Origin of the sequence: Thiohalophilus thiocyanatoxydans (genome assembly GCF_004366735.1) — a bacterium.
Taxonomy (GTDB): Bacteria; Pseudomonadota; Gammaproteobacteria; order UBA6429; family Thiohalophilaceae; genus Thiohalophilus; species Thiohalophilus thiocyanatoxydans.
In genome coordinates this window covers 705,706-730,907 of record NZ_SOQX01000001.1, presented here as the reverse complement: position 1 = coordinate 730,907, position 25,202 = coordinate 705,706, and the positions used below count along the sequence as shown (strand labels likewise).

The following is a 25,202-nucleotide window of genomic DNA, read 5'->3' as shown; positions in this document are numbered from 1 at the left end:
CCTGAACAAAATCCGCAAATGCACGCAAATAATCATACAAATTGGCGTTCATTCACGTTTATTTGCGGACTGTACTTAATTTATATGGAACAGGGCATAACTTTTTTTCTGCAACCACTTTCAATATTTTGTATCTCTTGCAAAACAGCAAATTTTTCATATATAGATAGTTTAAAGCATTTCGGAATCAACCATGAGTCAGGAAGAAACATTTCTGGAATTTCCCTGCGAGTTTCCCATCAAGGTGATGGGTCGCAGTGATGTGGATCTCCATTCGCTGGTCATGGAACTGGTCGGCAAGCACGTCCCGGAGCTGAGCGAGAAAGACATCACCCGGCGTGACAGCCGTCAGGGTAACTACATCTCTCTGACGGTCACGGTCACCGCTTCCAGCAAGGCTCAACTGGATCAGATCTACCTCGATCTCAACGCCAGTGACGCCGTACTGATGACCCTTTAGCAGTGAGCAAGCCGCAAGCCGACAACCTTCTTCTGATCCGCCAGCGTGGCCTGTGCGAGTACGAACCGATCTGGCACGAGATGCAGGTGTTCACGCAGCAGCGCCAACCCGACACAGCGGACGAACTGTGGTTGTTGCAACATCCGCCGGTCTTCACACTGGGGCGCAACGCCAAACCCGAGCACCTGCTGGATCCCGGCAAGATTCCGGTCATTCCCATCGATCGCGGCGGCCAGGTCACTTATCACGGACCGGGACAGCTGATGGTCTACACCCTGGCGGATCTGAAGCGACTTGGCATGGGGATTCGCGAATTTGTCACTGCGCTGGAACAGGCGGTCATCGATCTGCTGGCCGGGTATCATATCGAGGCGCACGGACGGCGCGATGCGCCGGGGGTCTATGTTGAAGGCGCCAAGATCGCGGCGCTGGGTTTGCGGGTCAAACAGGGCTGTACCTATCACGGCCTGGCGCTGAATATCGACATGGATCTGGCCCCGTTTCAACGGATCAACCCCTGCGGATACGCGGGCATGGCCGTCACCCAATTGCGGGATTTCGGCGTCACGGAGAGCCTGACTGCCGTCAGCGATCGGTTCATTCCCCATCTGCTGACGCATCTGGGCTACAATCAGTGTGAACTGCCGCCTGGAAACGCGCATGAGTAACTCCGATCACAACCCGCAGGATAATCCCGCTCAAACCGGCAACCCGCTCAAGGGCAAATCCAAGACCGAGCGCATTCCGATCAAGGTGGTCCCGGCGGACAAGCCGCTGCCCAAGCCGCGCTGGATCCGGGCCCGCTCGCCCAACTCCCCGGAAGTGGGTCGGCTGAAACAACTGCTGCGCGAACATAACCTGTATACCGTCTGCGAGGAAGCGGCCTGTCCGAATCTGGGTGAATGCTTTGCCCACGGCACCGCCACTTTCATGATCATGGGCGATCGCTGTACCCGGCGCTGTCCGTTTTGCGATGTCGCCCACGGCCGACCGGATCCCCTGGACGAACAGGAGCCGCATAACCTGGCGGTCACCATTGGCGCCATGCAGCTGCGTTATGTGGTGATCACCTCGGTGGACCGCGATGATCTGCGCGACGGCGGCGCCGCCCATTTCAGCCGCTGTATTGCCGCGGTGCGCGAGCAGAGTCCGGCGACCCGCATCGAAGTGCTGGTGCCCGATTTTCGCGGGCGCATGGACAGGGCTCTGACGGCGCTGGCCGGGGCCCTCCCGGATGTCTTCAACCATAATCTGGAAACCGTGCCCCGGCTGTACAAACAGGCCCGGCCCGGCGCCGACTATCACTGGTCGCTCAAACTGCTGCAGGAATTCAAACAACAGCACCCCGACATCCCGACCAAATCCGGGCTGATGCTGGGACTGGGTGAAAACCTCGACGAGGTCGAGCAGGTGATGCAGGATTTGCGTGACCATGACTGCGACATGCTGACCCTGGGCCAGTATCTGCAACCGGGCCCGCATCATCTGCCGGTCAGTCGTTATGTCACACCGGAAGAGTTCAAACAGCTTGAAGTGACTGGCTACCGGATGGGTTTCACCAATGTAGCCAGCGGTCCCATGGTGCGCTCTTCCTACCATGCGGATAAACAGGCCGCCGGCGAATCGGTCGGCTAAAGAATAAACTGCTGTACCCGATACCACTCTAAATAACACCGGGATACTTGCATTGGAAATTCTGCTCATACGTCTGGTTGAAGCGGTGCTCATGCCGCCGGGACTGATGATCCTGATGATGCTGCTCGGCACACTGCTCGTCGGTCGGCTCTTTATTACCGGCAGGCTATTGATCATCGGCGGTTTCGTTCTGCTGGTCGCCGCCAGCCTGCCGGTGGTCTCCAACAATCTGCTGGCCCTGCTGGAACAGACCGCGCCGACCACCCCCGCACAGTTAAACCAGCGTCAGGCCCAGGCCATTGTGATTCTCGGCGGCGGGCGCTACGTGGATGCCCCGGAATATAACGGCGAGGACACGGTCTCGAAACACACCCTGGAGCGCCTGCGTTACGGCGCCCGCCTGCACCGCCAGTCCGGCCTGCCGATTCTGGTCACCGGCGGCAATCCGTACGGTCATGCGAGCGCCGAGGGCGAACTGATGCGCCGGGTACTGGAAAATGAGTTCAGGGTGCCGGTCAAGTGGGTGGAGAGCGCCTCGGCCAACACCTGGGAGAACGCCCGCTACAGCCGGCAACAATTGAAACGCGACGGCATCACCCGTATCGCTCTGGTGACCCACGCCTGGCACATGCCGCGCTCGGTGCTTGTCTTTGAACAACACGATCTCGATGTCATCCCCGCGCCTACCGCCTACAGCACCCGCGCCCGGCCCCTGCTGCTCCACTTCGTCCCCAACGCCGGCGCCCTCGACGATACCCGCAAGGCCCTGCACGAGATTCTCGGCCGACTGTGGTATGCCATGCGATACTAGCCACAACAGATAGACTGGAAAATAAAACGCGGAGGTCGCAGAGGCGCTGAGTCGCGGAGGATACAAAGGTTTTATTATCGGATATTTCCGATCCTGTCAATTTGCGTTATTTTAAGAATAGATAAAGAAAACCACTGAAGGCGCGAATGCACTGATTTGGTGTTGCTCGGTGTTTTCAGTATTTCGATGGTTGATCAGAGGCAGGGTAGAGCATTGAACATCCCAATAATTCTTTTCTCCGCGACTCTGCGCCTCCGCGCCCTCTGCGTTATTTACACTGTACAAAGACATAAAGGTCAGCGGCCTTCGTAGACGATGCGCCCTGGTCCCCCGGCAGGCAAGATGCCGGACAATCGGACCGTCACTCGCCCGTCGGCAACGGCAGGCGTTCCATCAGATAACAGAGACAATCCTGGCGAATAATCCCGGTATCCAGGGTCAGCATCGAGGGCATGACCGGCGTACGGGTATAGATTCGGCCGTCACTTAGTTCAAAATAACGGCCACTGACCTCGTTGCCCAGCTCATCCCGCGCCTCCAGCGCGGTATCGCCGCCGTGGCGATAATGACCGAAACAGGTACCGACCGGCAACTCACTGAAATTGTAATGATCGATCGCCGAACTCAGATCGATATCCGCCCGGGGATCGTCCACGCCGATGGAAAGTTGTTCGGGCACCTTGACCACAGCCACGGTATGAAACAGATCCACATCCTGCGGGGCGACTTCATGTTCGGGGAACGCCGACAGATGCAATGCCGCTTCCACGTATTCGATCACATGGGTCACGCCGTGTGCATCGTCGGGCTTGCCGCATTCGAGCGTCACCGCCGGACACCGACGTGACAAAGCCAGGGAGAGTACCCCATCGGGTTTAAGAAAATAGACCACGGTGCGGCTGAACAGTGTGGCCAGATGCAAATAGTCTTCGTTAAGCCGGTTGATACAGGCATAGTGCGGGTTGGTGCCGGTGTTGTTATGAATATCAATCGCGGCAAACAGGGGACGCTGCTCCAGCCGGTGTAACAATTGCCGGGCCATGGCATGCTCGGGACCGTCGCCGTCACCTTTCCAGATCCGGTTATAGTCCGCCTGATCCGGCAGATGTCGCTGCCGCCGCGCCGCGGCGCTGACATTGCCGATCAACAGATAGAGCGTGCGCGGCAGCCGGGGATACTTTTTCAATATCGCGCGCATGGCATCCCAGCCGGTGGTCTCATTGCCATGCAGTAATACCGAAATAAACAGCGGCTGGGGATCGCTGCCCGGCAGTTCGATCAGGGTCGGCCCCGGCAACATCTCGTGCAGGCGCTCGGCGGGCAGATCGAGCAGGCCCGATGGCAGCTGATCCAGCACTGTCAATACATTGTCAGATGCGCCATTCATGCACCGGATCCCCCTGTTGTTGACGTTCCAGATAGGCGGCGGTCAGCGCGTGCATGTCCCGGCCGTGCTGTTTGACATAATCGCGTTGCCACTGGGCGCCGTTGCGACCGCTGGCCACCCGTTGGGCGATGATCCCCAGATACGTCTGACTGTCGGCCTCGGCCACCCCCAGTTGCGCCAGCCCCTCTCGGGCCAGGGGTAACAAGACTTTTTGTAACAAGTCGCCGACCGACAGCTGCGCCCCGTCGAACCACTGTTGCCGGGCGTGCAACCCGAAACGGGCCGCGGCATAGAAATTGTCCCGCGCCTTGTCGAACGCCAGGCGGCGCCGCGGCGGCATCGGCATGTTGGCCAGCGCGGTCGCCGCGCCGTAATAAAACGCCGCGTTGGCGATGGTATCGATTAACGTCGGACCGGCGGGCACCACCCGATGCTCCACCCGCATATGCGGCCGCCCGTCCGCATCGAAGCCGATCAGGGGACGGTTCCAGCGCCAGATGGTGCCGTTGTGCATGCGCAGATGGGCCAGCTGTTCGGGATCCTCGCCCAGGTCCACCGGCAGCATGACCGGATAGTGGGCCAGATTGTCCTCGAAACATTCCAGCAGGGACTGTCGCACATACCCGTCACCGAAGGTGACCCGACGAATGGGACCGAAACGGGCGGCATCATAGCCGCCGACCGCCACCGCCTGTTCAAACACCGGGATACGGGTCTCGGCCCACAGGTTCTTGCCGAACAAAAACGGCGAGTTGGCACTCAGGGCCACCATGGGTCCGGAGAGGATCATACTGGCATTGAACAGGGGAACGGCGTTTTGCGGGGTCAGCTTCAGGTGAATCTGGAACGAGGTGGCGGCCGATTCGAGCATCACATCACGATGGGTCACCCGCAGATGCTCTTCACCATTGATATCGAGCACCAGCGGCTTGCCGTGTCGCATGCGCACCACTTCCCGGTTCAGCGCCCGATAGCGCTGCATGCCCGACATATTGGCCAGATTCAGGGAATCATTTTCCACCGTCGGCAGAATGCCGATCATGATGACTCCGGCATCCAGCGCGGCGGCGGTCTGCTGGCAATGCTGCCAGGTCTCGGTTAACTCCCGGTGCATGGTGGAGAATACCGCGCCATGCAGCTGCCGCGGAGTGCTGTTGACCTCGAAGTTGAAACTGGCCAGCTCCGGCGAAGCCAGATCCGTATCCAGTCGTTTGAGAAAGACGTCGTTGATCGACAGCGGCCGGAACGCCTCGTCGATCAACCAGGCTTCCAGCTCGAATCCCCCCTGCGGGTCGGTCGCCGCCAGACGCCCTTCCTGCACCCAGCGTTTGAGCAACGCGGTCTCCTGCCGCAGCCGCTGTTCGAAACGGGCGTAATCCTGCGCATCAAACTGGCTGTTCTGTATCTCTTCACCCATGCGCGCTTAGCCGTCGCCCGTCAGTTGCGCGTTCAACTGCGCCAGTCGTTGCGGGGTGCCGATATCCCACCACTGTCCCCGATAGTGTTCGCCACTTACCTTGCCCGCTTGCATGGCCTGACGCAACAACGGGCCCAGCGGCCGCACCCCCGGCGCCAGGCCGGCGAACAGTTCGGCGCGATACACCCCGATGCCGCTGAAGGTCAGGCGCGGTTCACCCTGCTCGCCAAGCCGATCGCCCTGCAGGGCGAAATCCCCCTGCCTGTGGTGCGCCGGGTTGTCGACCATCACCAGGTGGGCCAGACCGGCGGGTTCTTCGGGCAACCGGGCGAAGGGGTAATCGCACCAGATATCGGCATTGACCACCACAAAGGTCTCCCCCAGCCGCGGCAGCGCCTGGACAATCCCGCCGGCGGTCTCCAGCGCCGCCGGCTCCGGCGAGTACTCCAGCTGCACGCCGTAGCGCTGGCCGTCCCCCAGGGCTGTCTCGATCTGCGCGCCCAGCCAGGCGTGGTTGATCACGATCCCGGTGATCCCGGCCCCGGCCAGGGCCTCGATATGGTATTCGATCAACGCCTTGCCGCCGACCTGCAGCAACGGTTTGGGACAGTGGTCGGTCAGCGGCCGCATGCGCTCGCCGCGACCGGCCGCCAGAATCATCGCCTTCATGCCGACACTTCCCGGGGCTGGATCTCTTGCAGCCGTTGCGGTACCCGCAGGTCATGCAACAACTGCGCAAACGCGGCCAGTTCAGGGTAATCCACCATGATTTCCAGAACATATCCCAGGGTCCGCGGAATATCCGCCAGATAACCCGGCTTGTTATCACGGTAGTTGAGCCGGGCAAATATGCCGCTCGCCTTGAGATGGCGCTGTACCCCCATCAGATCGAACCAGCGCTGAAACTGCCCGGCATCGATATGTTGACCAAGAATCCCGGCCTGCCGCGCCTGGTGATGGTAATCGCGCACCCACTGTTCGACCTGCGCCCGCGGCCAGGCGATATAGCAGTCGCGCAGCAAGGAGGCCGGATCGTAGGTCACCGGACCGAGTACCGCGTCCTGAAAATCGATCACCCCGGGATTGGGCTCGCTCAGCAGCAGATTGCGGGAATGGTAATCGCGGTGCACGATCACCCGCGGCTGTGCCAGCGCCACGTCGGCCAGGTGTTCAAAGCTCGCCTGTAAAACGCGCTGCTGTTGTGCAGCCAGTTCCAGCCCGAGATGGCGTTGCAGATACCAGTGTGCAAACAGCTGCATCTCCTGTAACAACAGCGCCCGATCATAATCGGGCAACCAGTCGGGCGCGGGATGCTGCTGCAAACGCAACAACGCATCCAGCGCATCGGCGTACAATGGCTCGACACGCTGCGCATCCAGCACCGAGAGATAGAGCTCGTTGCCCAGATCGCTTAACTGCAAAAAGCCCTGCTCACTATCGTGCGCCTGAATCTGCGGCACATGCAGACCGGCGTCGGCCAGCAGCTGCGCCACCCAGATAAACGGTCCGGTATCCTCCTGTTCCGGCGGCGCGTCCATCACGATAAAACTGGCGCCGGCATGGCGCACCCGGAAATAACGCCGGAAACTGGCATCGGCCGAGGCCGGTTCAAGCTGATAATCGTGATAGCCCAGCGTGTTCAGCCACTGTTCGAGTTGGTGTAAACGTTGATCCAAAAATTTTGCCTGTCGCATCGAACCGAAGGGGAATTATACCGTTTGTCGCCCGCCGCGGGCGGTCTGCAAGAGACGATTTCCCGACATTCGAGGATGCGGCGATCAACCCGTGGGCATGTATAATGCCAGACTATCATAATCAGACCGTCTGCCCCGGCATTCACAACTGTTCAGCAAACCTGAGGTCAGCGTTGCGCCAATCTCTTTCTCATCTTCTATCCCGCCCCGCGCTCGGTCGCGCGGGGTTGCTGGGCGCGCTGCTGTTCTGGGCCGCCCCGGGGATGAGCCAGATCACCTCCTCAGCGGGCGAGCCGGTGGGCGCCCTCTGCCCGCCCGAGACTCACGCGCCCCTGCCCCGGGTTGAGGGCGATTCGACCGATCTGCGCACCCACGTGGAATCGGATCGCGCCGATATCCGCCTTGAGGGGACCAGTGTCTTTCAGGGGGATGTAGTGATTATTCGGGGCCTCAACCAGCTCGATGCCGACCGGGCCGAGTATGATCGACAGCAGGATACCGTGCATGCCGAAGGCGATGTGCGTCTGCTGCGTAACGATCTGCTGGTCACCGGCGAGGAGGCGGACATGGATATGTCGACCCACACCGGCCAGATTACCGCCAGCACTTATCGCACCGGCGAAAACCAGCAGGGGCGGGCCGGCACCATCCGCATCCTGGATGAATACCGCACCGAGTTCGAGGACGCCACCTACACCACCTGTGATCCGGACGATCCCGACTGGCTGTTGAGCGCCGGCCATATCATACTCAACGAAGAAAACCGCCAGGGTGCGGCGCGCAATGTGACGGTCTCCTTCAAGGGGGTACCGTTCCTCTATCTGCCGTACATGCGCTTTCCCATCGGCGACGAGCGCCTCAGCGGCCTGCTCTATCCCTCAGTGGGAGGCTCGGATCAACACGGCGACCGGATCGTGGTCCCTTATTACTGGAACATTGCACCGCAGATGGACGCCACCATTACCCTCGACTACATGAGCCGCCGCGGCCTCATGCTGAAAAACGAGTTCCGTTATCTGACCTCCGCCACCACGGGTCAGGTGGACTGGCATTATCTGGCCGACGACAAGGTGTATGGCGCGGATCGCGAGCGGTTTCGCTGGCAACATGAGGGCAGCGCCGGTCTCGGCTGGAGCAGTCAGGTGGACTACAACTATGTCGCCGATACCGATCACCTGTTCGATTTCGGCGATGATCTCAACGCCACCAGCACCACCCATCTGGAACGACGCGGGGAGCTGGCCTACAACGCCGAACAGTGGCGGTTCACGGCTCTGGCGCAGAGCCATCAGGTGATCCGTGGCAATGAAGCCTATCAACGCCTGCCGCAGCTGGGATTCAGTAGCCGGCTGCCGCAGCCGGACAATGCGCTCAACTACAACGTCGACGCCCAGTGGGTGAATTTCGACCATCGCGGGAACCGGGTGGTGGGCGAGCGACTGGATCTGGCCCCCTCGGTCAGCCTGCCCCTGCGCAAGGTCTATGGTTTTGCCGAGCCCAAGCTGCAGCTGCGCCACAGCCAGTATGATCTGGATCCGGCCACCACCACCGGGGAGACCGGGCCGACCCGCACGGTACCGATCTTCAGTCTCAACAGTGGCCTGTTTTTCGAGCGCGATACCCGCATCGGCGGTACCGATCTGCTGCACACCCTGGAACCGCAGCTGTTTTATGCCTACATCCCCTACCGGGATCAGCAGGATCTGCCGGTGTTCGACACCAGTTTACGCGGCTTTACCATCAACGACCCGTTTCGCGCCAACCGCTTTGAGGGCGTGGATCGCGTCGGCGACACCAACCATCTGACCGCGGCCCTCACCACCCGGCTGCTGAGCCAGCAAACCGGCAACGAGTTATTAATGGCCCGCCTGGCGCAGATATTCTATTTTGATGATCGGCGGGTCACGCTGGGCAACGATAGTCTCGATGAGAGCCGCCGCTCGGACATCATTGCCGAACTGGACGCCCGCCCCAACGCCCGGTGGGCCTTCGACAGCGATCTGACCTGGTCGCCGGAGAGCGAAAAAATCACCACCGCCAACACCCGGCTGCGCTATTCGCCGCTGGACACGCTCTCCCTCTCCGTCGCCTACCGCTTTCAGCGGGATCGCCTGGAGACTAACGAGGCCGGTTTCGACTGGCGGCTCAACCCGAGCTGGCAATTTCACGGACGCCGGCTCTACGATCAGGAAAATCAGCGGGAACTGGAATCGGTCCTCGGGCTGCGCTACGACAGCTGTTGCTGGGGCCTCAATCTGGAGGCCCGCCGCCGCTTCATCAGCAACGACCGGCCCGAGGAGAATGCCCTGATGCTGATACTGGAACTCAAGGGCCTGGCCAGTTTTGGCCAGCAAACCAGCTTCGGCCCGCAGCAGTGAATCCTGGTATCAGGCCCGGCCGCTTGTGTTATGCTTGGCGGCCTGTTGTTAACCGCTTGTCTCCTATCATGAAACACCTGATTTTCGCTCTGCTGGTCAGCCTCCTCGGGCTGTCCGCCGCCCCCCTTGGCGCCGCCACCATCGAGGAACTCGACCACGTGGTCGCCGTCGTCAATGACGATGTGATCACCCGGGTTGAGCTGGACGAACGTCTGCAGCGCATCAAAAACCAGTCCGCCCAGCAACAGCAACGCCTGCCGGAAGATGAAGTGCTCGAACGGCAGGTGCTGGAGAGCCTGGTGATCGAAAAACTGCAACTGCAGATGGCGCAAAGAGTCGGGATCCGGGTGGATGACGAAACCGTCAACCAGGCGATAAACAATATCGCCCGGGAGAACAATCTCAGCATGCCGCAGTTTCAGGAAGTCCTGCGCCGCGACGGCACAAGCTTCGCCGCCTTTCGCGAGAACATCCGCAACGAGATCATTATCAGTCAACTGCGCCAACGCCGGGTCGAGGACAGTGTCGAAGTCACCGAGCGGGAGGTGGAAAATTACCTGACCAATATGGAAAGCCGCCAGGGGCTGAATGACGAATTCCGGCTCGGCCATATCCTGATCGGTGTGCCGGAGGGGGCCACCCCGGACCAGATTGAGCAGGCCAGGAACAAGGCCCGGCAGGTCTACAACCGCCTGCGTCTGGGCGCCGATTTTCATCAGACCGCGGTGGCCGAGTCCAGCGGCCAGAACGCCCTGCAGGGCGGCGATCTCGGCTGGCGCGAAGGCGGCCAGTTGCCGAACGCGCTGGCGGAGACCGTCGTCGAGATGCAACCAGGCAATATCAGCGAGCCCCAGCGCAGCGCCAGCGGTTTTCATATTATCAAATTGATCGATCGTCGCAGTCCCGAGCAGCGGCGTATCGTGGAACAGACCCGGGCCCGGCACATCCTGATCCGCCCCACCCAGGTAGTCTCCAACACCGAGGCGCGTCAACGGCTGGCGCGCCTGCACGAACGCATTCAGCAGGGCGAGAGTTTTGCCGAGCTGGCCCGTGCCCACTCGGACGACACCAGCTCCGCCGCCGAGGGAGGCAGCCTCGGCTGGGTCAATCCCGGCAGCATGGTGCCCCGCTTCGAGGAAAAGATGGGCAAGCTGCAGCCCGGGGAGATCAGCGAGCCCTTCCAGACCCGCTTCGGCTGGCATATTGTCGAAGTTATCGAACGCCGCAAGCACGATGACACCGAACAGTACCAGCGTAACAAGGCCCGTCAGGCCATTCACGAGCGCAAAAGCGACGAAGCCATCGAACAATGGCTGCGTCAGCTGCACGCCGAAGCCTACGTGGACTACCGGCTGAACCAGTGACCCGCCCGCCCCGCACCCTCGCCGTCACCCCCGGCGAACCGGCCGGCATCGGCCCTGATCTGATCATCCAGGCGGCCCAGCAGCCGCGTGAGACGCCGCTGGTGGCCATCGCCGACCCGGCGTTGCTCGAACAACGTGCCCGCCAGCTGGGTCTCTCCCTCGCGTTACAGCCCTGGTCGCCGGACACCCCGGAGACCGGTGCCGGCCGGCTGTCGATCCTGCCGGTGCCGCTGGCGGAACCGGTCACCGCCGGCCAGCTCAATCCGGCCAACGCCGGGTATGTCCTGGCCTGTCTGGATGCTGCGGTCGACGGCTGTGGCGACGGTCGCTTTGATGCCCTGGTGACCGGGCCGGTGCACAAGGGCGTTATCAACGAGGCCGGTTTTCCGTTCAGCGGCCATACCGAATACCTGGCGGCCGCCACCGGCACCGCCCGGGTGGTGATGATGCTGGCCACTCCCGGGCTGCGGGTGGCGCTGGCCACCACCCATCTGGCCCTGCGCGACGTGCCCGGGGCCATCACCCGCGACAGCCTGACGGCCGTGCTGCGGATCCTGCACAGTGAATTGCGGCGCCACTTCGCGCTGGCCTCCCCGCGAATCAAGGTCTGCGGGCTCAATCCCCATGCCGGCGAACAGGGCCATCTGGGGCGCGAGGAGATCGAGGTGATCACCCCGGTGCTGGAGACCCTGCGCGCCGAGGAGATGGATCTGAGCGGCCCCCTGCCGGCCGACACCCTGTTCACCCCGGCCGGGCTGGCGCAGACCGACGCGGTGCTGGCCATGTATCACGATCAGGGGTTGCCGGTACTCAAATATCGGGGGTTTGGCCAGGCGGTCAACATCACCCTCGGCCTGCCCTTTGTCCGTACCTCGGTGGACCACGGCACCGCGTTGGCGCTGGCCGGCCGGGGTAACGCCGAGGCCGGCAGTCTCGAATACGCGATCCAGGTCGCGATCGAGATGGTCCACGCCGCCCGCCCGGCCTGATCCCATGTCCCGCCACCGTCCACGCAAACGCTTCGGCCAGAATTTCCTGCACGATCCGGGCGTCATCCAGCACATTGTCCAGAGCATCGCCCCGCGTCCCGGTGAGCATCTGGTGGAGATCGGCCCCGGCCAGGGCGCCCTGACCGGCCCGCTGCTGGCAGCCTGCGGCCAGCTGGAGGTCGTGGAACTGGATCGGGATCTCATCCCCGTCCTCGAAGCCTGTGGCGCCGGCGCGGGAGAGCTGACCATCCATCATGCCGATGCCCTGCGCGTCGACTTCTGCGCCCTGCGCCACACCGGAGAGCAACTGCGGCTGGTTGGCAATCTGCCCTATAACATCTCCACCCCGTTGCTGTTTCACCTGATGTCCCAGCTGGCCTGTATTCGGGACATGCACTTCATGCTGCAAAAAGAGGTGGTGGATCGCATCGTCGCCCCGCCGGGCAGCAAGGCCTATGGTCGGCTCGGGGTCATGCTGGGCTATTATTGCCAGGCCGAACAGCTGTTCCTCGTCCGTCCCGGCGCCTTCACACCCGCCCCGAAGGTCGACTCCGCCATCGTCCGGCTGATCCCCCACACCGTCCCGCCGGTCCAGGTCAACGATATCAAACAGCTCGACTGGCTGGTAAATCGCCTCTTCAGTCAGCGGCGCAAAATGGTGCGCCATTCGCTGAAGGACTATCTGGACGAGATCCGACTGCGCGAACTGGGTATCGAACCGACTGAACGGCCGGAGCAGCTCGACCTGTCCGCGTTTGCCCGATTGGCAAACGCGCTCTAACGAGACGCCCCGACCACTTTGCTCTTTGCAAGCTGCCCCTGCCGGTACCTGCTCGGACCAGCTGTTTCATCTTTTCTGATGACGGAATAAAAACGCCCGATTCATCGAGATAAACTGAGTTGGCATCATTCTCGTCATCCCCGCTGTCATCTCGCACGCAGAATACCGGTAATCCGAATCCTTCAATTCGCCGGTCTGCTGTTATCGGCATGGGATCCCCCGCTCCGGTTTCCCGGCAGGTCATGATAAAATCCAGTCATGACTGTTCCTGCCACATCTGACGTGATGCCTTGCACCGAAGCCGGCTTGCCCGTGCTGCGACAACTGTTAGCCCGCTATGATCTGGAAGTGGTGCTGATCGATGCGCCGACGCCACTGCCCGGCAGTTTCTGGGGCGATCCCGAGGCCGGTCTGATCGGCCGGCAACTGTTCATTCGTCCACACACCCCGGTGCAATCGGCCCTGCACGAGGCCTGCCATTATATCTGCATGGACACCCGACGCCGTGCCCGGCTGCATACCGATGCCGGGGGCGGGTATGATGAAGAGAACGCCGTCTGTTATCTGCAAATTCTGCTCGCCGATCAGCTGCCGGGCGTGGGCCGCCAACGCATGTGGCAGGATATGGATCGCTGGGGCTACAGTTTCCGGCTGGGCTCGGCCCGGCGCTGGTTCGAGGAGGATGCCGGGGAGGCCTGTCAGTGGTTACTGGAACAGGGCCTGATCGATCAACACCAACACCCGACCGGCCGTTTGCGCATGGGGGAGTGAGTAAGGCACCTCAAAAACGTGCCCTCGCCGGCGAAGCCGGGCCGCTATTTGCCTGTCATGATTGCCGGCGACACATTGAAGCTGTTATCCGGCTCATCGCCATAATGTCGACAGGGTTTTTAACTGTCACGATCCACTGGAACACCAACGATCGAGAAAGCGGTTATCAAGCGGGCCAAAATGACGGTAAACTAGCGCATCAAGCCCCGCGATGATCAGCGTCCGGACACGTACACCAATAGCAAACGAGTTGTTACATGGAACAGACCAACCAGACCTATAACGCGCAAGTCGATGTGGAAACCGCGTATATCGAGGAGCAGTCGGATCCCGAGCAGGATCGTTATGTCTTCTCCTATACCATCACGATCCGCAATGAGGGATCTGTGCCGGCCAAGCTGCTGAGCCGCCACTGGATCATTACCGATGCCGAAGGCAAGGTCCAGGAGGTCGAGGGCGAAGGCGTGGTTGGTGAACAGCCCCATATCAAGCCCGGCGACGGTTATCGCTATACCAGCGGCACCGTACTGGAGACCCCGGTTGGCAGCATGCAGGGCACCTACCATATGCTTGCCGATGACGGCGTCGAATTCGAGGCGGAGATCCCCGCCTTTACCCTGGCGATACCGCGTACGCTGCACTGACGCGATGTCGCTCAAGCACAGTTATACCCTGCTCGCGCCTTTTTATGATTTAATCGTCAACGGACCCACCGCCGGGATGCGGCGCAACAGCCTTGCGCGATTGGGCGATGTGCGGGATCAAACCATTCTGCTCAGCGGAATCGGTACCGGTCTGGATATTCCCGACCTGCCCGCCGGTCCGTCCTATGTTGGAATCGATCTGACCACGGCGATGTTACGCCGTGCGCAACACCGCGTTGGACAACGGGACGACATCCGGCTGCATTGCGGCGATGTCATGCGCCTACCTTATGGCGAACAGCAGTTTGATATCGTGCTCATGCATCTGATTCTCGCGGTGGTCCCCCACCCGGAGCAGGCCCTGCGCGAAGCGACACGGGTCGTGCGGACCGGGGGGCGGATTCTGATCCTCGACAAATTCCTGCGCCACGGCCAGCGTGCACCGCTACGCCGAGCCCTGAACGGGGTAATTCGCCATATTGCCACCCGGACCGATGTGGTACTCGAACCCCTGCTGGCACAATGTCCCGAGCTACAGCTGGTCGAGGAGACCCGTCTGGCACCGGGTGGCTGGTTCCACCAGATAGAATTGAAAAAACAGGATAAGTGATGGCTGTGTATGCGATTGGCGACCTGCAGGGTTGCTATGACGAATTTCGTGCCCTGCTGGATAAACTGCACTTCGACCCCGGGCGCGATCAACTCTGGCTGGTCGGGGATCTGGTTAACCGTGGTCCCAAATCGCTGGAATGCCTGCGCTTCGTCAAATCCATCGAGCAATCGGTTATCACTGTTCTGGGCAACCATGATCTGCATCTGTTGGCGCTGGCCGAAGGGGTCGGCAGCACAAACGATGCAAGCATGCAAGCCATACTGGAGGCGCCGGATAGTACGGAGCTGCTGGACTGGTTACGCCAACGTCCGTTACTGCATTACGATACCGGCCTCGATTATTGCATGGTACATGCGGGCATCTACCCGCTCTGGAGCCTGGCCCAGGCACAACAGTACGCAGGCGAACTCGAGGCAGTATTGCGTGGCGACGACTATCACGCGTTTTTTCAACATATGTACGGCGATCAGCCGGCATACTGGTCGGAACAACTCGAAGGCCGGGATCGGCTGCGCTTTATCTGCAACGCCTTTACCCGCATGCGTTTTTGCAAAAGTGACGGTTCGTTGGATTTGAAAGCCAAGGGCACGCCCGCCGACCCGCCTGCCGACTGCTATCCCTGGTACAACCTGCCCCAACGGGTCGAATTCGACACCCCCATCCTGTTCGGCCACTGGGCCGCCCTGGGCCTGCACGTACAGGACAACGTCCACGCCATCGACACCGGCTGCGTCTGGGGCGGCCAGCTCACCGCCTACCAGCTCGGCCAGCCCGCCAACCGGCACATCACCCACCAGTGCCCCCGGAACTGCCAACCCGGTACACCCTGATTTTTTACCGCAGAGACGCAGAGAACCGCGAAGATATAATTATTAATGTTGAATGTTGAGTTTTGAATGTTTGTATTCGACAGTGCGGATCTATTACATAGATTATCAGGTATCTCTTAGAGCCTGTAATTTACCCAATTCAACATTAAACATTCAGAATTCAAAATTACTCTGTGAACTCTGCGTCTCTGCGGTAAATTTTTCTTGATATCGCCCGGTGCGATTAACGCCTATCCAGAATGACGTAATCGTGGGGATAGGGGTTTTTATCGTCGGCGGGATGGTGGTGGCGTTCGGTTTCCTGCCACTCGTTCGGATCGAATTCGGGAAACCAGGTATCGCCTTCGATGTCGGCATCCACCCAGGTCAGATACAGGCGATCGGCACGCGACAGGGTCTGTTCAAAGAAGGCCGCACCGCCGATGATCATGATCTCGTCCACATCCCCGGCCGCTTCGATGGCCGCCTCAATCGAATGGACCACCACCGCGCCTTCGGCCTGGTAGTTCGTGTCACGACTGATAACAATATTGGGGCGCTTGGGCAGCGGCTTGCCACCGAACGATTCAAAGGTCTTGCGTCCCATTACAATCGGTTTTCCCAGGGTGTGTTTGCGGAACCACTGCATATCCGCCGGCAGACGCCAGGGCAGGCGGTTCTCAATCCCGATCACCCGTTGCGGCGTCAACGCCGCGATCAGCGATATTCGTGGTGATTTATCCTGTGACATATTTCAGTATCCTTTGGACAATATTCCTTCTCCCTGCTCAATTACCGTGGCAAGGTGATACGAAGAATGTCAGGTAGCGCTATGCGCAACCTGACCTACGCAGCTTCAACATCTCTGGAAAGTATTTCCCTCGTCAGAATCAATCACAGTTGCGTAGGTCACGCTGGCGACAGCCTGCGTGACATTCCCTAACGACCATCAATTTCATCCCGGAGTGTCAGGTAGCGCTGCGCGCAACCTGACCTGTGACTTACGACTTATGACTGCCGACTGCCAACTTTTATTTAAATCGCCACCTTCGCCTTGATATGCGGATGATACTGGTAATCGACCAGCTCGAAATCGTCAAAGCGAAAATCGAACAGGTTGTCGATGGCCGGATTGATCTTCATGGTCGGTAACGGATAGGGCTGCCGGCTCAGCTGCTCGTCGGCCTGCTCGAGATGATTGCGATACAGATGGGCGTCACCCAGAGTATGGACAAAGTCGCCCGGCTGTAGATTACTGACCTGGGCCATCATCATGGTCAGCAGGGCATAGGAGGCGATATTGAACGGCACGCCGAGGAAGATATCGGCACTGCGTTGATATAACTGGCAGGAGAGCTTGCCGTCGGCCACATAGAACTGGAAAAAGGCATGGCAGGGCGCCAGTGCCATTTTATTGTTACGGGCATTGTCCTGCGGCGAGATGGACTCGTCGGGCAGGTCAGCCACATTCCAGGCGCTGACGATGATCCGCCGTGAATCGGGCTTGTCCCTGAGCTGCTCGAGCACCTGGCTGATCTGATCGATATGCCGCCCATCGGGAGTCGGCCAGGAGCGCCACTGACTGCCGTAGATCGGCCCGAGGTTGCCGTTTTCATCGGCCCATTCATCCCAGATGGTTACCTTGTTATCGTGCAGATAAGCCGTATTGGTATCACCCCGCAAAAACCACAGCAGTTCATGGATAATGGAACGCAGATGCAGGCGCTTGGTGGTCACCAACGGAAAACCCTGCGCCAGATCGAACCGCATCTGATGGCCAAACACACTGAGGGTGCCGGTGCCGGTCCGATCGTCCTTGCGCGTGCCGTTATCCCGGACATGCCGCATCAGCTCGAGATACTGTTTCACTGCCTGCGCCTCATTCTGAAATAGCTTCTGGTCGGCGATCTTATCATGCCCGTTACGCCCGGGACTATTGCCCAATGCGCAATAAAAACCACCGAAGACAATGAAGCAACACTGAGAATGTTGCCGAGGCCGGCCCGACAAATTAACTCAGTGCCTTCACTGCTTTCGGTGGTTATACACAGGCGCGGCGTGGCATCCATGGTGGATGCGAACCGGGCCGACGGGCTATATGTTACCAGTCATCATCAGCAGCCAGCCCTTGACCGCCGACTGCCTGGATAAAGAATTCCTCATAGACATAGGGCAGGTCCATCAGTTTACCGAAGCTGTGTTCGCCAAACATGCGCAGATCGGGAAATTGCACCGCCAGACGAAAATGGGGATGCAGGGCGAACACGTCACTGCCGTTGACCATGATTTCGTAAGGCAGGTGCGGGGTGCGTCTCAGCTCCTGATGGTCGATCACGTTCATGACAAATTCGTCATTAAGAAACTTCTCTTCGTCAACGTCAGCCTGCAGACTCAGGCCATACACAACCTGTTGCTTGCCCGGAATCTCGATTTTATAGACCCTCCCGATACCGAAATCATTGTTTGCCAACCCCTTTTCAACTTCGCGTATCGCCTTGTCGTGACTGCCATGATCGGCAAGCTCAAGGTGCCCGTAAAAATCCTCCAGTCCGAAGGTATAGTTATATTCCGGCAGTTTGTCCTCGTCGATGCCATCGCCACCGAAATCCTTTTCAAAACCAATGGCTTCGCCGAGACGGCGCTTGGTCTCCTCCAGACGGGTATTCATGTTATAGGCCAGGCCAATGTATTCGGGATTGTTATAACTGACCTGCACCTGTTTGCCGTCATTTGCCCGGGTGACAGAGACCTTGATCACGGCACCAAAGCCGCCGTAATCGCTTTGCGTGGCCGCCTGCTTCAATGCTTCGCTGGTGACCGCGAAAATGTGTGCCCCCTCGTAGGGCTGATAGGTTCCGATGATCTCGAAACCGTCCCGTTTCAGACGTTTTTCAACGTCATCCACCACCCGGGACATCTCGCTTTCGGCGATCCCGGCCAGGGAAAAAGGTTTAAGCGATGCGGCACCGGCACCCAGACTGAAACACAGCAGCAGTCCGGCAGTCAGTACACGTTTGGCTAGTGCGTACATAGTTTATCTCCCTTATGAAGGTGGGGGGCTTACCCAGGGGTTATCGGTTACCCCCCGATTTTTTTTAGACTTTCATCACATTATTTTATATTTCTTGCTGTCGCCGGGAAGGCCGGCGGTAAGCGAGCCCGAGCAGGAACAGCCCCGCGAGAATCAGCGGCAAACTCAACAACTGCCCCATGGTCAGCCAGCCCCAGGCCAGGTAGCCGATATGCGCGTCGGGGGTGCGTACAAATTCCACGGCAAAACGGAACACGCCATAACCCAGGGCAAATACCCCCGATACCGCCCGTTGCGGTCGCGATCGTGATGAGAACCACCACAGGATCACGAACAGGACCAACCCCTCCAGCAACGCTTCATAGAGCGGGTTGGGATGACGCGCCTCCGGGCCGGCCAGGGGAAACACCATTCCCCACGGCAAGTCGGTCGGCTTGCCCCAGAGTTCGCCATTAATAAAATTCCCGATACGCCCGGCGCCCAGACCCAGCGGCACCAGCGGCGCGACAAAATCCAGTGTAACAAAATAGCGCTTATGATACTTGCGGCTAAACAGCCACAACCCCAGCATCACCCCCAGCAGGCCGCCGTGAAACGACATGCCGCCCTCCTTGATCCGAAACAGCATCAGGGGATCGTCGAAAAACGGCCCCAGGTTATAAAACAGCACATAACCCAGCCGCCCCCCGAGGATCACCCCCAGACCGGCATAAAACAGCAAATCATCCACCTGGGCCGCCGTCCAGCCGGAATCCGGACGGCGGGCGCGCAACCGGCCCAGCCACCAGGCGCCGACAAAGCCGACCAGGTACATCAGGCCATACCAGTGGACGCTCAAACCGAACAGTTCGAATGCAACCGGATCAAAATCAACAACCATCAATGTATTCTCTCTTATCAAGCAAGGGCCGAGGTCCCAGGGACGAGGGACGAGTTAAAAAGCAATAAAAACAGCCTCGTCACTCGGCCCTCGTAACTCGTCCCTGTCGATCACATGGCGAGTAATCGACAAAAATAGGCTTTGAGGTAGTCGGTCTCGGGCATGGCGGCGTGCACGGGGTGATCCGGTCCCTGGTGCCCCTGCTCCAGCACCTGCACTTCCTGCTCAAGCTTGTGGGCCGCACGGCGGATGTTATCCAGCAGTTTCTTGCGCCCCAGATGATAGGAACAGGAGGCGGAGATCAGCAGACCATCCTTTTTCAGCAGACGCATCGCCAGGCGGTTGATACGCCGGTAGGCCAGTTCGCCCTCTTTCATATCCTTGCGCCGTTTGATAAATGCCGGGGGATCCAGCACCACAATATCGAACTGTTCACCGTCTTCGTACAATTGACGCAGCACCTCGAAGGCATCACCGTCCAGCGTGGCCAGCCCGCCGGATTTGACCGCGGCGGCATTGGCCTCGGCCACCTGCAGATACTCTTTTGAGGCATCAACGCAGATCACTTCACTGGCGCCGGCGTGCAGCGCCTGCACGCCCCAGGCGCCGACATAGGAGAACACATCCAGCACCCGTTTGCCCGGCGCATAGGCCTGACAACGCAGCCGATTGAGACGGTGATCAAAATACCAGCCGGTCTTCTGGCTCTCGGCCAGGGGGACCTGAAAACGGACTTTATTCTCGATCAGTTCCATCTGCTCCGGCAGTTCCCCCTTGATCACCGTGGTATAACGCTCCAGCCCTTCCTGTTCCCGGGCGCTGCTGTCGTTACGCAGATAGATCACCGCCGGCTGCAATACCGTGTCGAGCACGTCCAGAACAGTGTCGCGCAGGACGTCCATGCCGACCGTGGTGATCTGCACGACCAGAATCCGGTCGTAACGGTCCACGACCAGCCCGGGTAATCCATCACTTTCCCCGTAGATCAGCCGGTAATGGGGCGCGGCAAACAGATCATGGCGAAACTGCAAGGCACGCTCCAGCCGCCCGCGGATCAGATCGGCATCCAGGCTGGCCTCGGGCTGATGACTGAACAGGCGGGCGCAAATCAGACTGTTGGGATTCACATAGGCCGAGCCGAGCACATTGCCGCGATAATCGGCGATCTGCAGCTGTTCACCCGGCGCAATCTCGGTCAGGGGCGTCGTCTTGACGTCGACTTCGTTACTGTAAACCCACAGGTGGCCGGTCTTGAGGCGCCGTTCTTCTCGTTTTTTCAGGCGCAGCTGGCGCGGGTTGTCATCTGTCACGATTGGTTCATATCCTCGGGGAACAGGTTGCCTAACCTACAGAATTTCATACCATTTGCGCAAGGGCGACAGCATCGCAGAATGACGATATAGTTGACATTTTTAATCAGGTATCAACCCCCTACAAGGTGGCTCATGAGTTCGACTAACCGGCTGCTCGACGAAACCAGTCTCTATCTGCAGCAGCATGCCCACAATCCGGTTGAATGGTATCCGTGGGGGCCCGAGGCCCTGCAAAAAGCCCGGGAACAGAACAAACCGATCCTGCTCTCCATCGGCTATTCGGCCTGCCACTGGTGCCATGTGATGGCTCACGAGTCCTTCGAAGATCTGGAAGTCACCGAGGTGATGAACCGGCTCTATATCAATATCAAGGTTGATCGCGAAGAACGGCCGGATCTGGACAAGATCTATCAGACCGCCTTTCAGCTGCTCAATCAGCGCGGTGGCGGCTGGCCACTGAACGTCATCCTGACGCCCGATGATCATACGCCGTTTTTTGCCGGCACCTATTTTCCCCGCGATCCCAAACACGGCCTGCCGCCGTTCACCGAGGTACTGCAAAAGGTCGAGGCCTTCTATCGCGAGAACGAGGGCGATATCCGGCAGCAGAACCGGGCTCTGCAGGAAGCGATGGCGCAAATGCAGCCCGGGGGCGGGGGCGGGGGCGGTACCGGTTCGGGCACGCTCGACAGTTCCCCCCTGGACGCGGCGCGCCATCAACTGGCGCAAAACTACGATTCGACCTATGGCGGGTTCGGTCAGCCCCCCAAGTTCCCGTATCCGTCCAATCTGGAACGACTGATGCGTCACTGGTTTTCAACCGCGCTCAATGACAGTCCCGATCGACAGGCGCATGACATGCTGCGCCTGACCCTGCACGGCATGGGCAGCGGCGGGCTGTACGATCAACTGGGCGGCGGCTTTTACCGTTACTCGGTGGATGAAAAATGGATAATTCCCCACTTTGAAAAAATGCTCTACGACAACGGAGCGCTGTTGCAGCTGTACAGCGAAGCCTGGCAGGCCCTGGGAGACCCGGTCTTCAAACGCATCGCCAGCGAAACCGGCGAATGGGTAATGCGCGAGATGCAATCGCCCGAAGGCGGTTATTATTCGACCCTGGATGCCGACAGCGAAGGCGAGGAAGGCAAGTTCTATGTCTGGACCCCGGCAGAAGTTAAAGACTTGCTCAGCGATGAGGAGTACGCCGTGACGGCGCCCCACTACGGGCTGGACCGCGCGGCCAACTTTGAAGGGCGCTGGCATCTGCATGTCTATACCGGTCTGGAAGAAATTGCCGGGCAGCTGTCAATATCGGTTGAACAGGCCCGGAAACAGCTGCAATCGGCCCGCAATAAACTGTTCACCGCACGTGAGCAACGCATTCGTCCCGGCCGGGACGAGAAGATTCTGACCGCCTGGAACGGCCTGATGATCAAGGGGATGGCCTGTGCCGGACGCCATCTTCAGCGTCAGGACTTTATCGACTCGGCCGGGCGGGCCGTCGACTTTATTCGCCAGACACTCTATGTCGAACAACGGCTGCTGGCCACCTGCAAGGATGGCAAGACCCATCTGATGGCCTATCTGGATGACTATGCCTTTCTGCTCGATGGCCTGCTGGAACTGCTGCAGGCCCGCTGGCGCGACGAGGACATGGCGCTGGCCCGGCAACTGGCCGACGTATTACTGACGCACTTTGAGGATAAACAGCACGGTGGTTTCTACTTTACCGCCAATGATCACGAGCAGTTGTTCCATCGGCCCAAACCGACGCTGGATGAGTCGATCCCGGCGGGCAACGGTATCGCCGCGTATGCCTTGCAACGACTGGGACACCTGCTCGGCGAAGTGCGTTATCTCGACGCCGCCGAACGCACCCTGCAGATGAGCTGGCCGGGCATCACCGAGCTCCCCTATGCCCACTGCGCCCTGCTCCTGGCACTCGAAGAGCACCTCAATCCGCCGCAACTGATCATCCTGCGCGGCAGGCGCGATGCCATGGCGCAGTGGCATGCACGTTGTGATCGCACCTACAGTCCCGCCCGGCTCTGCTTTGCCATCCCCGCAGAAGCCCGGGAACTGCCCGGCCTGCTGGACGAACGCCAGCTCACCGATGCCGATGTCACCGCCTACCCCTGTTCCGGCGCCCATTGCCAGCCGGCCATCACGGAACGTGAGGCGCTGCAACCGCTGTTGCAAGAACGGGAACTGCCCTCCTGAGCCGCGAGACAAAAAGCACACAGGCCCCCGGCGAGCACAGTCCAGCAAAGGAGCGTACCGGGATCTGCGGCGCAGGGACGAGACAACCCGGGATCGCCCAGGTGATTGATTTTAATATAAAATAAGGCAACCCCGCGCCCCGCAACACGTTCATGACGTTCTACAATTAGGGGTACAGGCCGATTTTAAGCCCGGCGGATGGATTCAGTCTTTCCCTGCGGGAATGCTAGAATCATACTTCAAGCTCATAAAACTGGCAGGAGGCATGTGTATGGCTAACAACAATAAAAACAACTCTCAGATAAATGGCCGACAGATCTTCGTTCAGCAATTCCTGAAACATCCTCTTCAAGTGGGTTCGATCATCCCCAGCTCACGCTTTCTGGAACGGCGTATTATTGAAGCCGCCAACGTGGATTCTGCCAGTGTGGTTGTTGAGCTGGGCCCCGGGACCGGTGGCACGACGCGTGCATTATTAAATGCCATGCCACAACATGCCCGACTCGTCAGTATCGAACTCAACGCCTACTTTCACAACCTGATAAGCCAGATTGAGGATGATCGTGTTATCGCGCATCTGGGCAGCGCCTGTGATATCCAGTCGATTCTTGCCGAGTATGACCTTCATGCACCCAATGCAGTGATCTCCGGCATTCCCTTTTCCACCATGAGTCGAAGCCTGGGCACGCAGATCATCGAAGCAGTGTCATCGGTACTGGCACCCCGGGGGCGCTTTGTGGCTTATCAGACACGGGATCGAGTTGCGACTTTATGCCGCCCCATTATGGGATCGGAGCAGGCCGAAATGGAATTCTTCAATCTTCCGCCAACCCGGATTTACCAGTGGGAGAAAAAAATGGACGACATGGTGGAACAACCGGCGCTGTAGTAAAGCCCGCCACATGTTGTGATCGAACCTGTAAGCTTCGCATGACCGATTCAGCCGGTCGGACCCATCCGGCTTTTGCATGATCCGTGCTATCGGCATCGACGGCTGTCGCGGTGGCTGGTTTGCCGTCGTTCGGCAAGCCGACGGCTGGCGCTCCTGGCTGAGCCCGACACTGACGCAGTTGCTGGACCAGCCAGCCGTTGGTACCCCGATCTTTATCGATATTCCGATCGGATTGCCCGACGGGCAAAAGCGGCGTTGCGATCATCTGGCGCGTCGCTTACTCAGCCCTTATCGACACAGCAGTGTTTTCTCCACGCCCGTGAGGGATGCCGTCCACGCCGCCGACTATGCCAGTGCCTGTGCGATTAACGCGCAACAGACCGGCAGCCGGATCAGCCGCCAGATCTGGAATATCTGTCCGAAGATTCGCGAGGTGGATTGTTATCTGTGCCAGCATGTTGAGTGGCAGACTCACCTGTATGAATCTCACCCGGAAGTGGCGTTTTATGCCCTGAACGGGCAGTCCCTCCTGCCAACCCGAAAGAAGTCGCACGAGGGAGAGCAACAACGTCTGGCCCTGTTAACGCACTATATCAACGGCGCTCAAGCATTTTATAGCGATTGCCTGGCACGGTATCCACGCAAGTTATTACAACCTGACGATATACTGGATGCCATGGTGCTTGCCGTAATGGCGGGCGGAGCTGAGCAGAGTGAAGGTGAGTTGATCAGCCTGACGGACCCCGTTGAGTACGACCGTGTCGGTTTGCCCATGCGGATTGTCTATCGCTCCTTCAATCCGTGAGCCGGTTATTCCCCTTTTATCAGGCTGAACAGCTCATCCTTCAGCTTGAGCCGACGCATCTTGAGCTCTTCCGTATATTCGTCCGCGGGGGTCTCGTTCCCCTCTTCGATCCGGCGAACTTCATGCTCGAGCTCGTGATATTCATCAAACAGCTTTGAAAAATGGGGATCGCTCACTTTGAGCTCGTGAATGCGCTCCTTATATTCTGGAAATTCATGGATTAGATCGTGTTTTTCGCCCAGCATGGGAGCCTCGCTTGTATAGTTACTGGTGACAGGAAATAGCTGTTACTTGCGCCCAGTGTC

General features: G+C 59.4%; 25 protein-coding genes. 15 read left to right on the top strand and 10 right to left on the bottom strand.

Features of this window, described 5'->3' with window-relative positions:
- The first annotated feature begins 193 nt into the window (after nt 1-193).
- Genes EDC23_RS03465 through EDC23_RS03450 form a run of 4 tightly spaced genes read left to right on the top strand, consistent with a single transcriptional unit; the run spans nt 194 to nt 2,906 of the window.
- Complete coding sequence (locus tag EDC23_RS03465) at nt 194-460, top strand: HP0495 family protein (RefSeq protein ID WP_134081146.1); 267 nt, start codon at nt 194-196, stop codon at nt 458-460.
- 2 nt (nt 461-462) lie between these two features.
- Nucleotides 463-1,128, top strand: coding sequence for a lipoyl(octanoyl) transferase LipB (gene lipB / locus EDC23_RS03460; protein WP_208321250.1), 666 nt, complete (start codon nt 463-465; stop codon nt 1,126-1,128).
- Nucleotides 1,121-2,095: a lipoyl synthase gene (lipA, locus tag EDC23_RS03455; RefSeq protein ID WP_134081144.1), complete on the top strand. Its 975-nt coding sequence runs from the start codon at nt 1,121-1,123 to the stop codon at nt 2,093-2,095. The genes lipB and lipA overlap by 8 nt, the downstream gene beginning before the upstream one ends.
- Nucleotides 2,096-2,147: 52 nt before the next feature.
- The gene (locus EDC23_RS03450; RefSeq protein WP_208321249.1) at nt 2,148-2,906 is read left to right on the top strand and encodes a YdcF family protein; all 759 of its coding nucleotides are present in this window, start codon (nt 2,148-2,150) and stop codon (nt 2,904-2,906) included.
- A gap of 361 nt (nt 2,907-3,267) precedes the next feature.
- Here EDC23_RS03450 and EDC23_RS03445 read toward each other — a convergent pair whose 3' ends face one another.
- From EDC23_RS03445 to EDC23_RS03430, 4 genes are read right to left on the bottom strand one after another with little or no spacing between them, the layout of a single operon-like run.
- The gene (locus EDC23_RS03445) at nt 3,268-4,293 is read right to left on the bottom strand and encodes a M14 family metallopeptidase (protein ID WP_134081142.1); all 1,026 of its coding nucleotides are present in this window, start codon (nt 4,291-4,293) and stop codon (nt 3,268-3,270) included.
- Nucleotides 4,277-5,710 carry a glutamate-cysteine ligase family protein gene (locus EDC23_RS03440; protein ID WP_134081140.1) on the bottom strand — a complete coding sequence of 478 codons (1,434 nt, stop codon included), beginning with the start codon at nt 5,708-5,710 and terminating at the stop codon, nt 4,277-4,279. Before EDC23_RS03440 ends, EDC23_RS03445 begins: the two co-directional genes overlap by 17 nt.
- Nucleotides 5,711-5,716: 6 nt before the next feature.
- Entirely contained in the window at nt 5,717-6,379 is a 663-nt protein-coding gene (murU, locus tag EDC23_RS03435) for an N-acetylmuramate alpha-1-phosphate uridylyltransferase MurU (RefSeq protein ID WP_134081138.1), read from the bottom strand.
- Nucleotides 6,376-7,386 carry an aminoglycoside phosphotransferase family protein gene (locus EDC23_RS03430; RefSeq protein WP_243830692.1) on the bottom strand — a complete coding sequence of 337 codons (1,011 nt, stop codon included), beginning with the start codon at nt 7,384-7,386 and terminating at the stop codon, nt 6,376-6,378. Before EDC23_RS03430 ends, murU begins: the two co-directional genes overlap by 4 nt.
- A 191-nt stretch (nt 7,387-7,577) precedes the next feature.
- Between EDC23_RS03430 and EDC23_RS03425 the strand changes: the two genes are divergently transcribed.
- The 8 genes from EDC23_RS03425 to EDC23_RS03390 all read left to right on the top strand — a co-directional run bounded on the left by EDC23_RS03425 (nt 7,578) and on the right by EDC23_RS03390 (nt 15,774).
- Nucleotides 7,578-9,782 carry an LPS-assembly protein LptD gene (locus tag EDC23_RS03425; protein ID WP_166668757.1) on the top strand — a complete coding sequence of 735 codons (2,205 nt, stop codon included), beginning with the start codon at nt 7,578-7,580 and terminating at the stop codon, nt 9,780-9,782.
- 68 nt (nt 9,783-9,850) lie between these two features.
- Entirely contained in the window at nt 9,851-11,146 is a 1,296-nt protein-coding gene (locus EDC23_RS03420) for a peptidylprolyl isomerase (RefSeq protein WP_243830691.1), read from the top strand.
- Nucleotides 11,143-12,135, top strand: a complete 993-nt coding sequence (gene pdxA, locus EDC23_RS03415) for a 4-hydroxythreonine-4-phosphate dehydrogenase PdxA (RefSeq protein ID WP_243830690.1) — start codon at nt 11,143-11,145, stop codon at nt 12,133-12,135. Before EDC23_RS03420 ends, pdxA begins: the two co-directional genes overlap by 4 nt.
- A gap of 4 nt (nt 12,136-12,139) precedes the next feature.
- Nucleotides 12,140-12,916, top strand: a complete 777-nt coding sequence (rsmA, locus tag EDC23_RS03410; protein WP_134081130.1) for a 16S rRNA (adenine(1518)-N(6)/adenine(1519)-N(6))-dimethyltransferase RsmA — start codon at nt 12,140-12,142, stop codon at nt 12,914-12,916.
- A gap of 285 nt (nt 12,917-13,201) precedes the next feature.
- On the top strand, nt 13,202-13,687 hold the full coding sequence (locus EDC23_RS03405; RefSeq protein WP_243830689.1) for a hypothetical protein: 486 nt from the start codon (nt 13,202-13,204) through the stop codon (nt 13,685-13,687).
- A 257-nt stretch (nt 13,688-13,944) separates the two neighbouring features.
- Nucleotides 13,945-14,331, top strand: coding sequence for a Co2+/Mg2+ efflux protein ApaG (gene apaG / locus EDC23_RS03400; RefSeq protein ID WP_134081126.1), 387 nt, complete (start codon nt 13,945-13,947; stop codon nt 14,329-14,331).
- A gap of 4 nt (nt 14,332-14,335) precedes the next feature.
- Entirely contained in the window at nt 14,336-14,941 is a 606-nt protein-coding gene (locus EDC23_RS03395) for a class I SAM-dependent methyltransferase (RefSeq protein WP_134081124.1), read from the top strand.
- Nucleotides 14,941-15,774: a symmetrical bis(5'-nucleosyl)-tetraphosphatase gene (locus EDC23_RS03390; protein WP_134081122.1), complete on the top strand. Its 834-nt coding sequence runs from the start codon at nt 14,941-14,943 to the stop codon at nt 15,772-15,774. Before EDC23_RS03395 ends, EDC23_RS03390 begins: the two co-directional genes overlap by 1 nt.
- Before the next feature lie 223 nt (nt 15,775-15,997).
- Here EDC23_RS03390 and folA read toward each other — a convergent pair whose 3' ends face one another.
- The 5 genes from folA to EDC23_RS03365 form a co-directional block, all read right to left on the bottom strand.
- Nucleotides 15,998-16,504, bottom strand: coding sequence for a type 3 dihydrofolate reductase (folA, locus tag EDC23_RS03385; protein ID WP_134081120.1), 507 nt, complete (start codon nt 16,502-16,504; stop codon nt 15,998-16,000).
- A 284-nt stretch (nt 16,505-16,788) separates the two neighbouring features.
- Nucleotides 16,789-17,622, bottom strand: coding sequence for a thymidylate synthase (locus tag EDC23_RS03380; protein WP_134081118.1), 834 nt, complete (start codon nt 17,620-17,622; stop codon nt 16,789-16,791).
- Between the two features lie 232 nt (nt 17,623-17,854).
- Nucleotides 17,855-18,784, bottom strand: a complete 930-nt coding sequence (locus tag EDC23_RS03375; protein ID WP_134081116.1) for a hypothetical protein — start codon at nt 18,782-18,784, stop codon at nt 17,855-17,857.
- Nucleotides 18,785-18,869: 85 nt separating this feature from the next.
- Nucleotides 18,870-19,664, bottom strand: coding sequence for a prolipoprotein diacylglyceryl transferase (gene lgt, locus EDC23_RS03370; protein ID WP_134081114.1), 795 nt, complete (start codon nt 19,662-19,664; stop codon nt 18,870-18,872).
- A 110-nt stretch (nt 19,665-19,774) separates the two neighbouring features.
- Nucleotides 19,775-20,974, bottom strand: a complete 1,200-nt coding sequence (locus tag EDC23_RS03365) for a class I SAM-dependent rRNA methyltransferase (RefSeq protein ID WP_134081112.1) — start codon at nt 20,972-20,974, stop codon at nt 19,775-19,777.
- A gap of 135 nt (nt 20,975-21,109) precedes the next feature.
- Here EDC23_RS03365 and EDC23_RS03360 point away from each other — a divergent pair, with 135 nt between their 5' ends.
- From EDC23_RS03360 to EDC23_RS03350, 3 genes are all read left to right on the top strand, one after another.
- Nucleotides 21,110-23,200 carry a thioredoxin domain-containing protein gene (locus tag EDC23_RS03360; RefSeq protein WP_134081110.1) on the top strand — a complete coding sequence of 697 codons (2,091 nt, stop codon included), beginning with the start codon at nt 21,110-21,112 and terminating at the stop codon, nt 23,198-23,200.
- A 271-nt stretch (nt 23,201-23,471) separates the two neighbouring features.
- A complete protein-coding gene (locus EDC23_RS03355; RefSeq protein ID WP_134081108.1) occupies nt 23,472-24,089 on the top strand; it encodes a class I SAM-dependent methyltransferase in 618 nt (205 codons plus the stop codon).
- Nucleotides 24,090-24,168: 79 nt separating this feature from the next.
- On the top strand, nt 24,169-24,897 hold the full coding sequence (locus tag EDC23_RS03350; RefSeq protein WP_134081106.1) for a DUF429 domain-containing protein: 729 nt from the start codon (nt 24,169-24,171) through the stop codon (nt 24,895-24,897).
- Between the two features lie 5 nt (nt 24,898-24,902).
- On the opposite strand, the gene EDC23_RS03345 is transcribed toward EDC23_RS03350, so the two are convergent.
- Nucleotides 24,903-25,142, bottom strand: a complete 240-nt coding sequence (locus EDC23_RS03345) for a YdcH family protein (protein ID WP_134081104.1) — start codon at nt 25,140-25,142, stop codon at nt 24,903-24,905.
- Between the last annotated feature and the right edge of the window lie 60 nt (nt 25,143-25,202).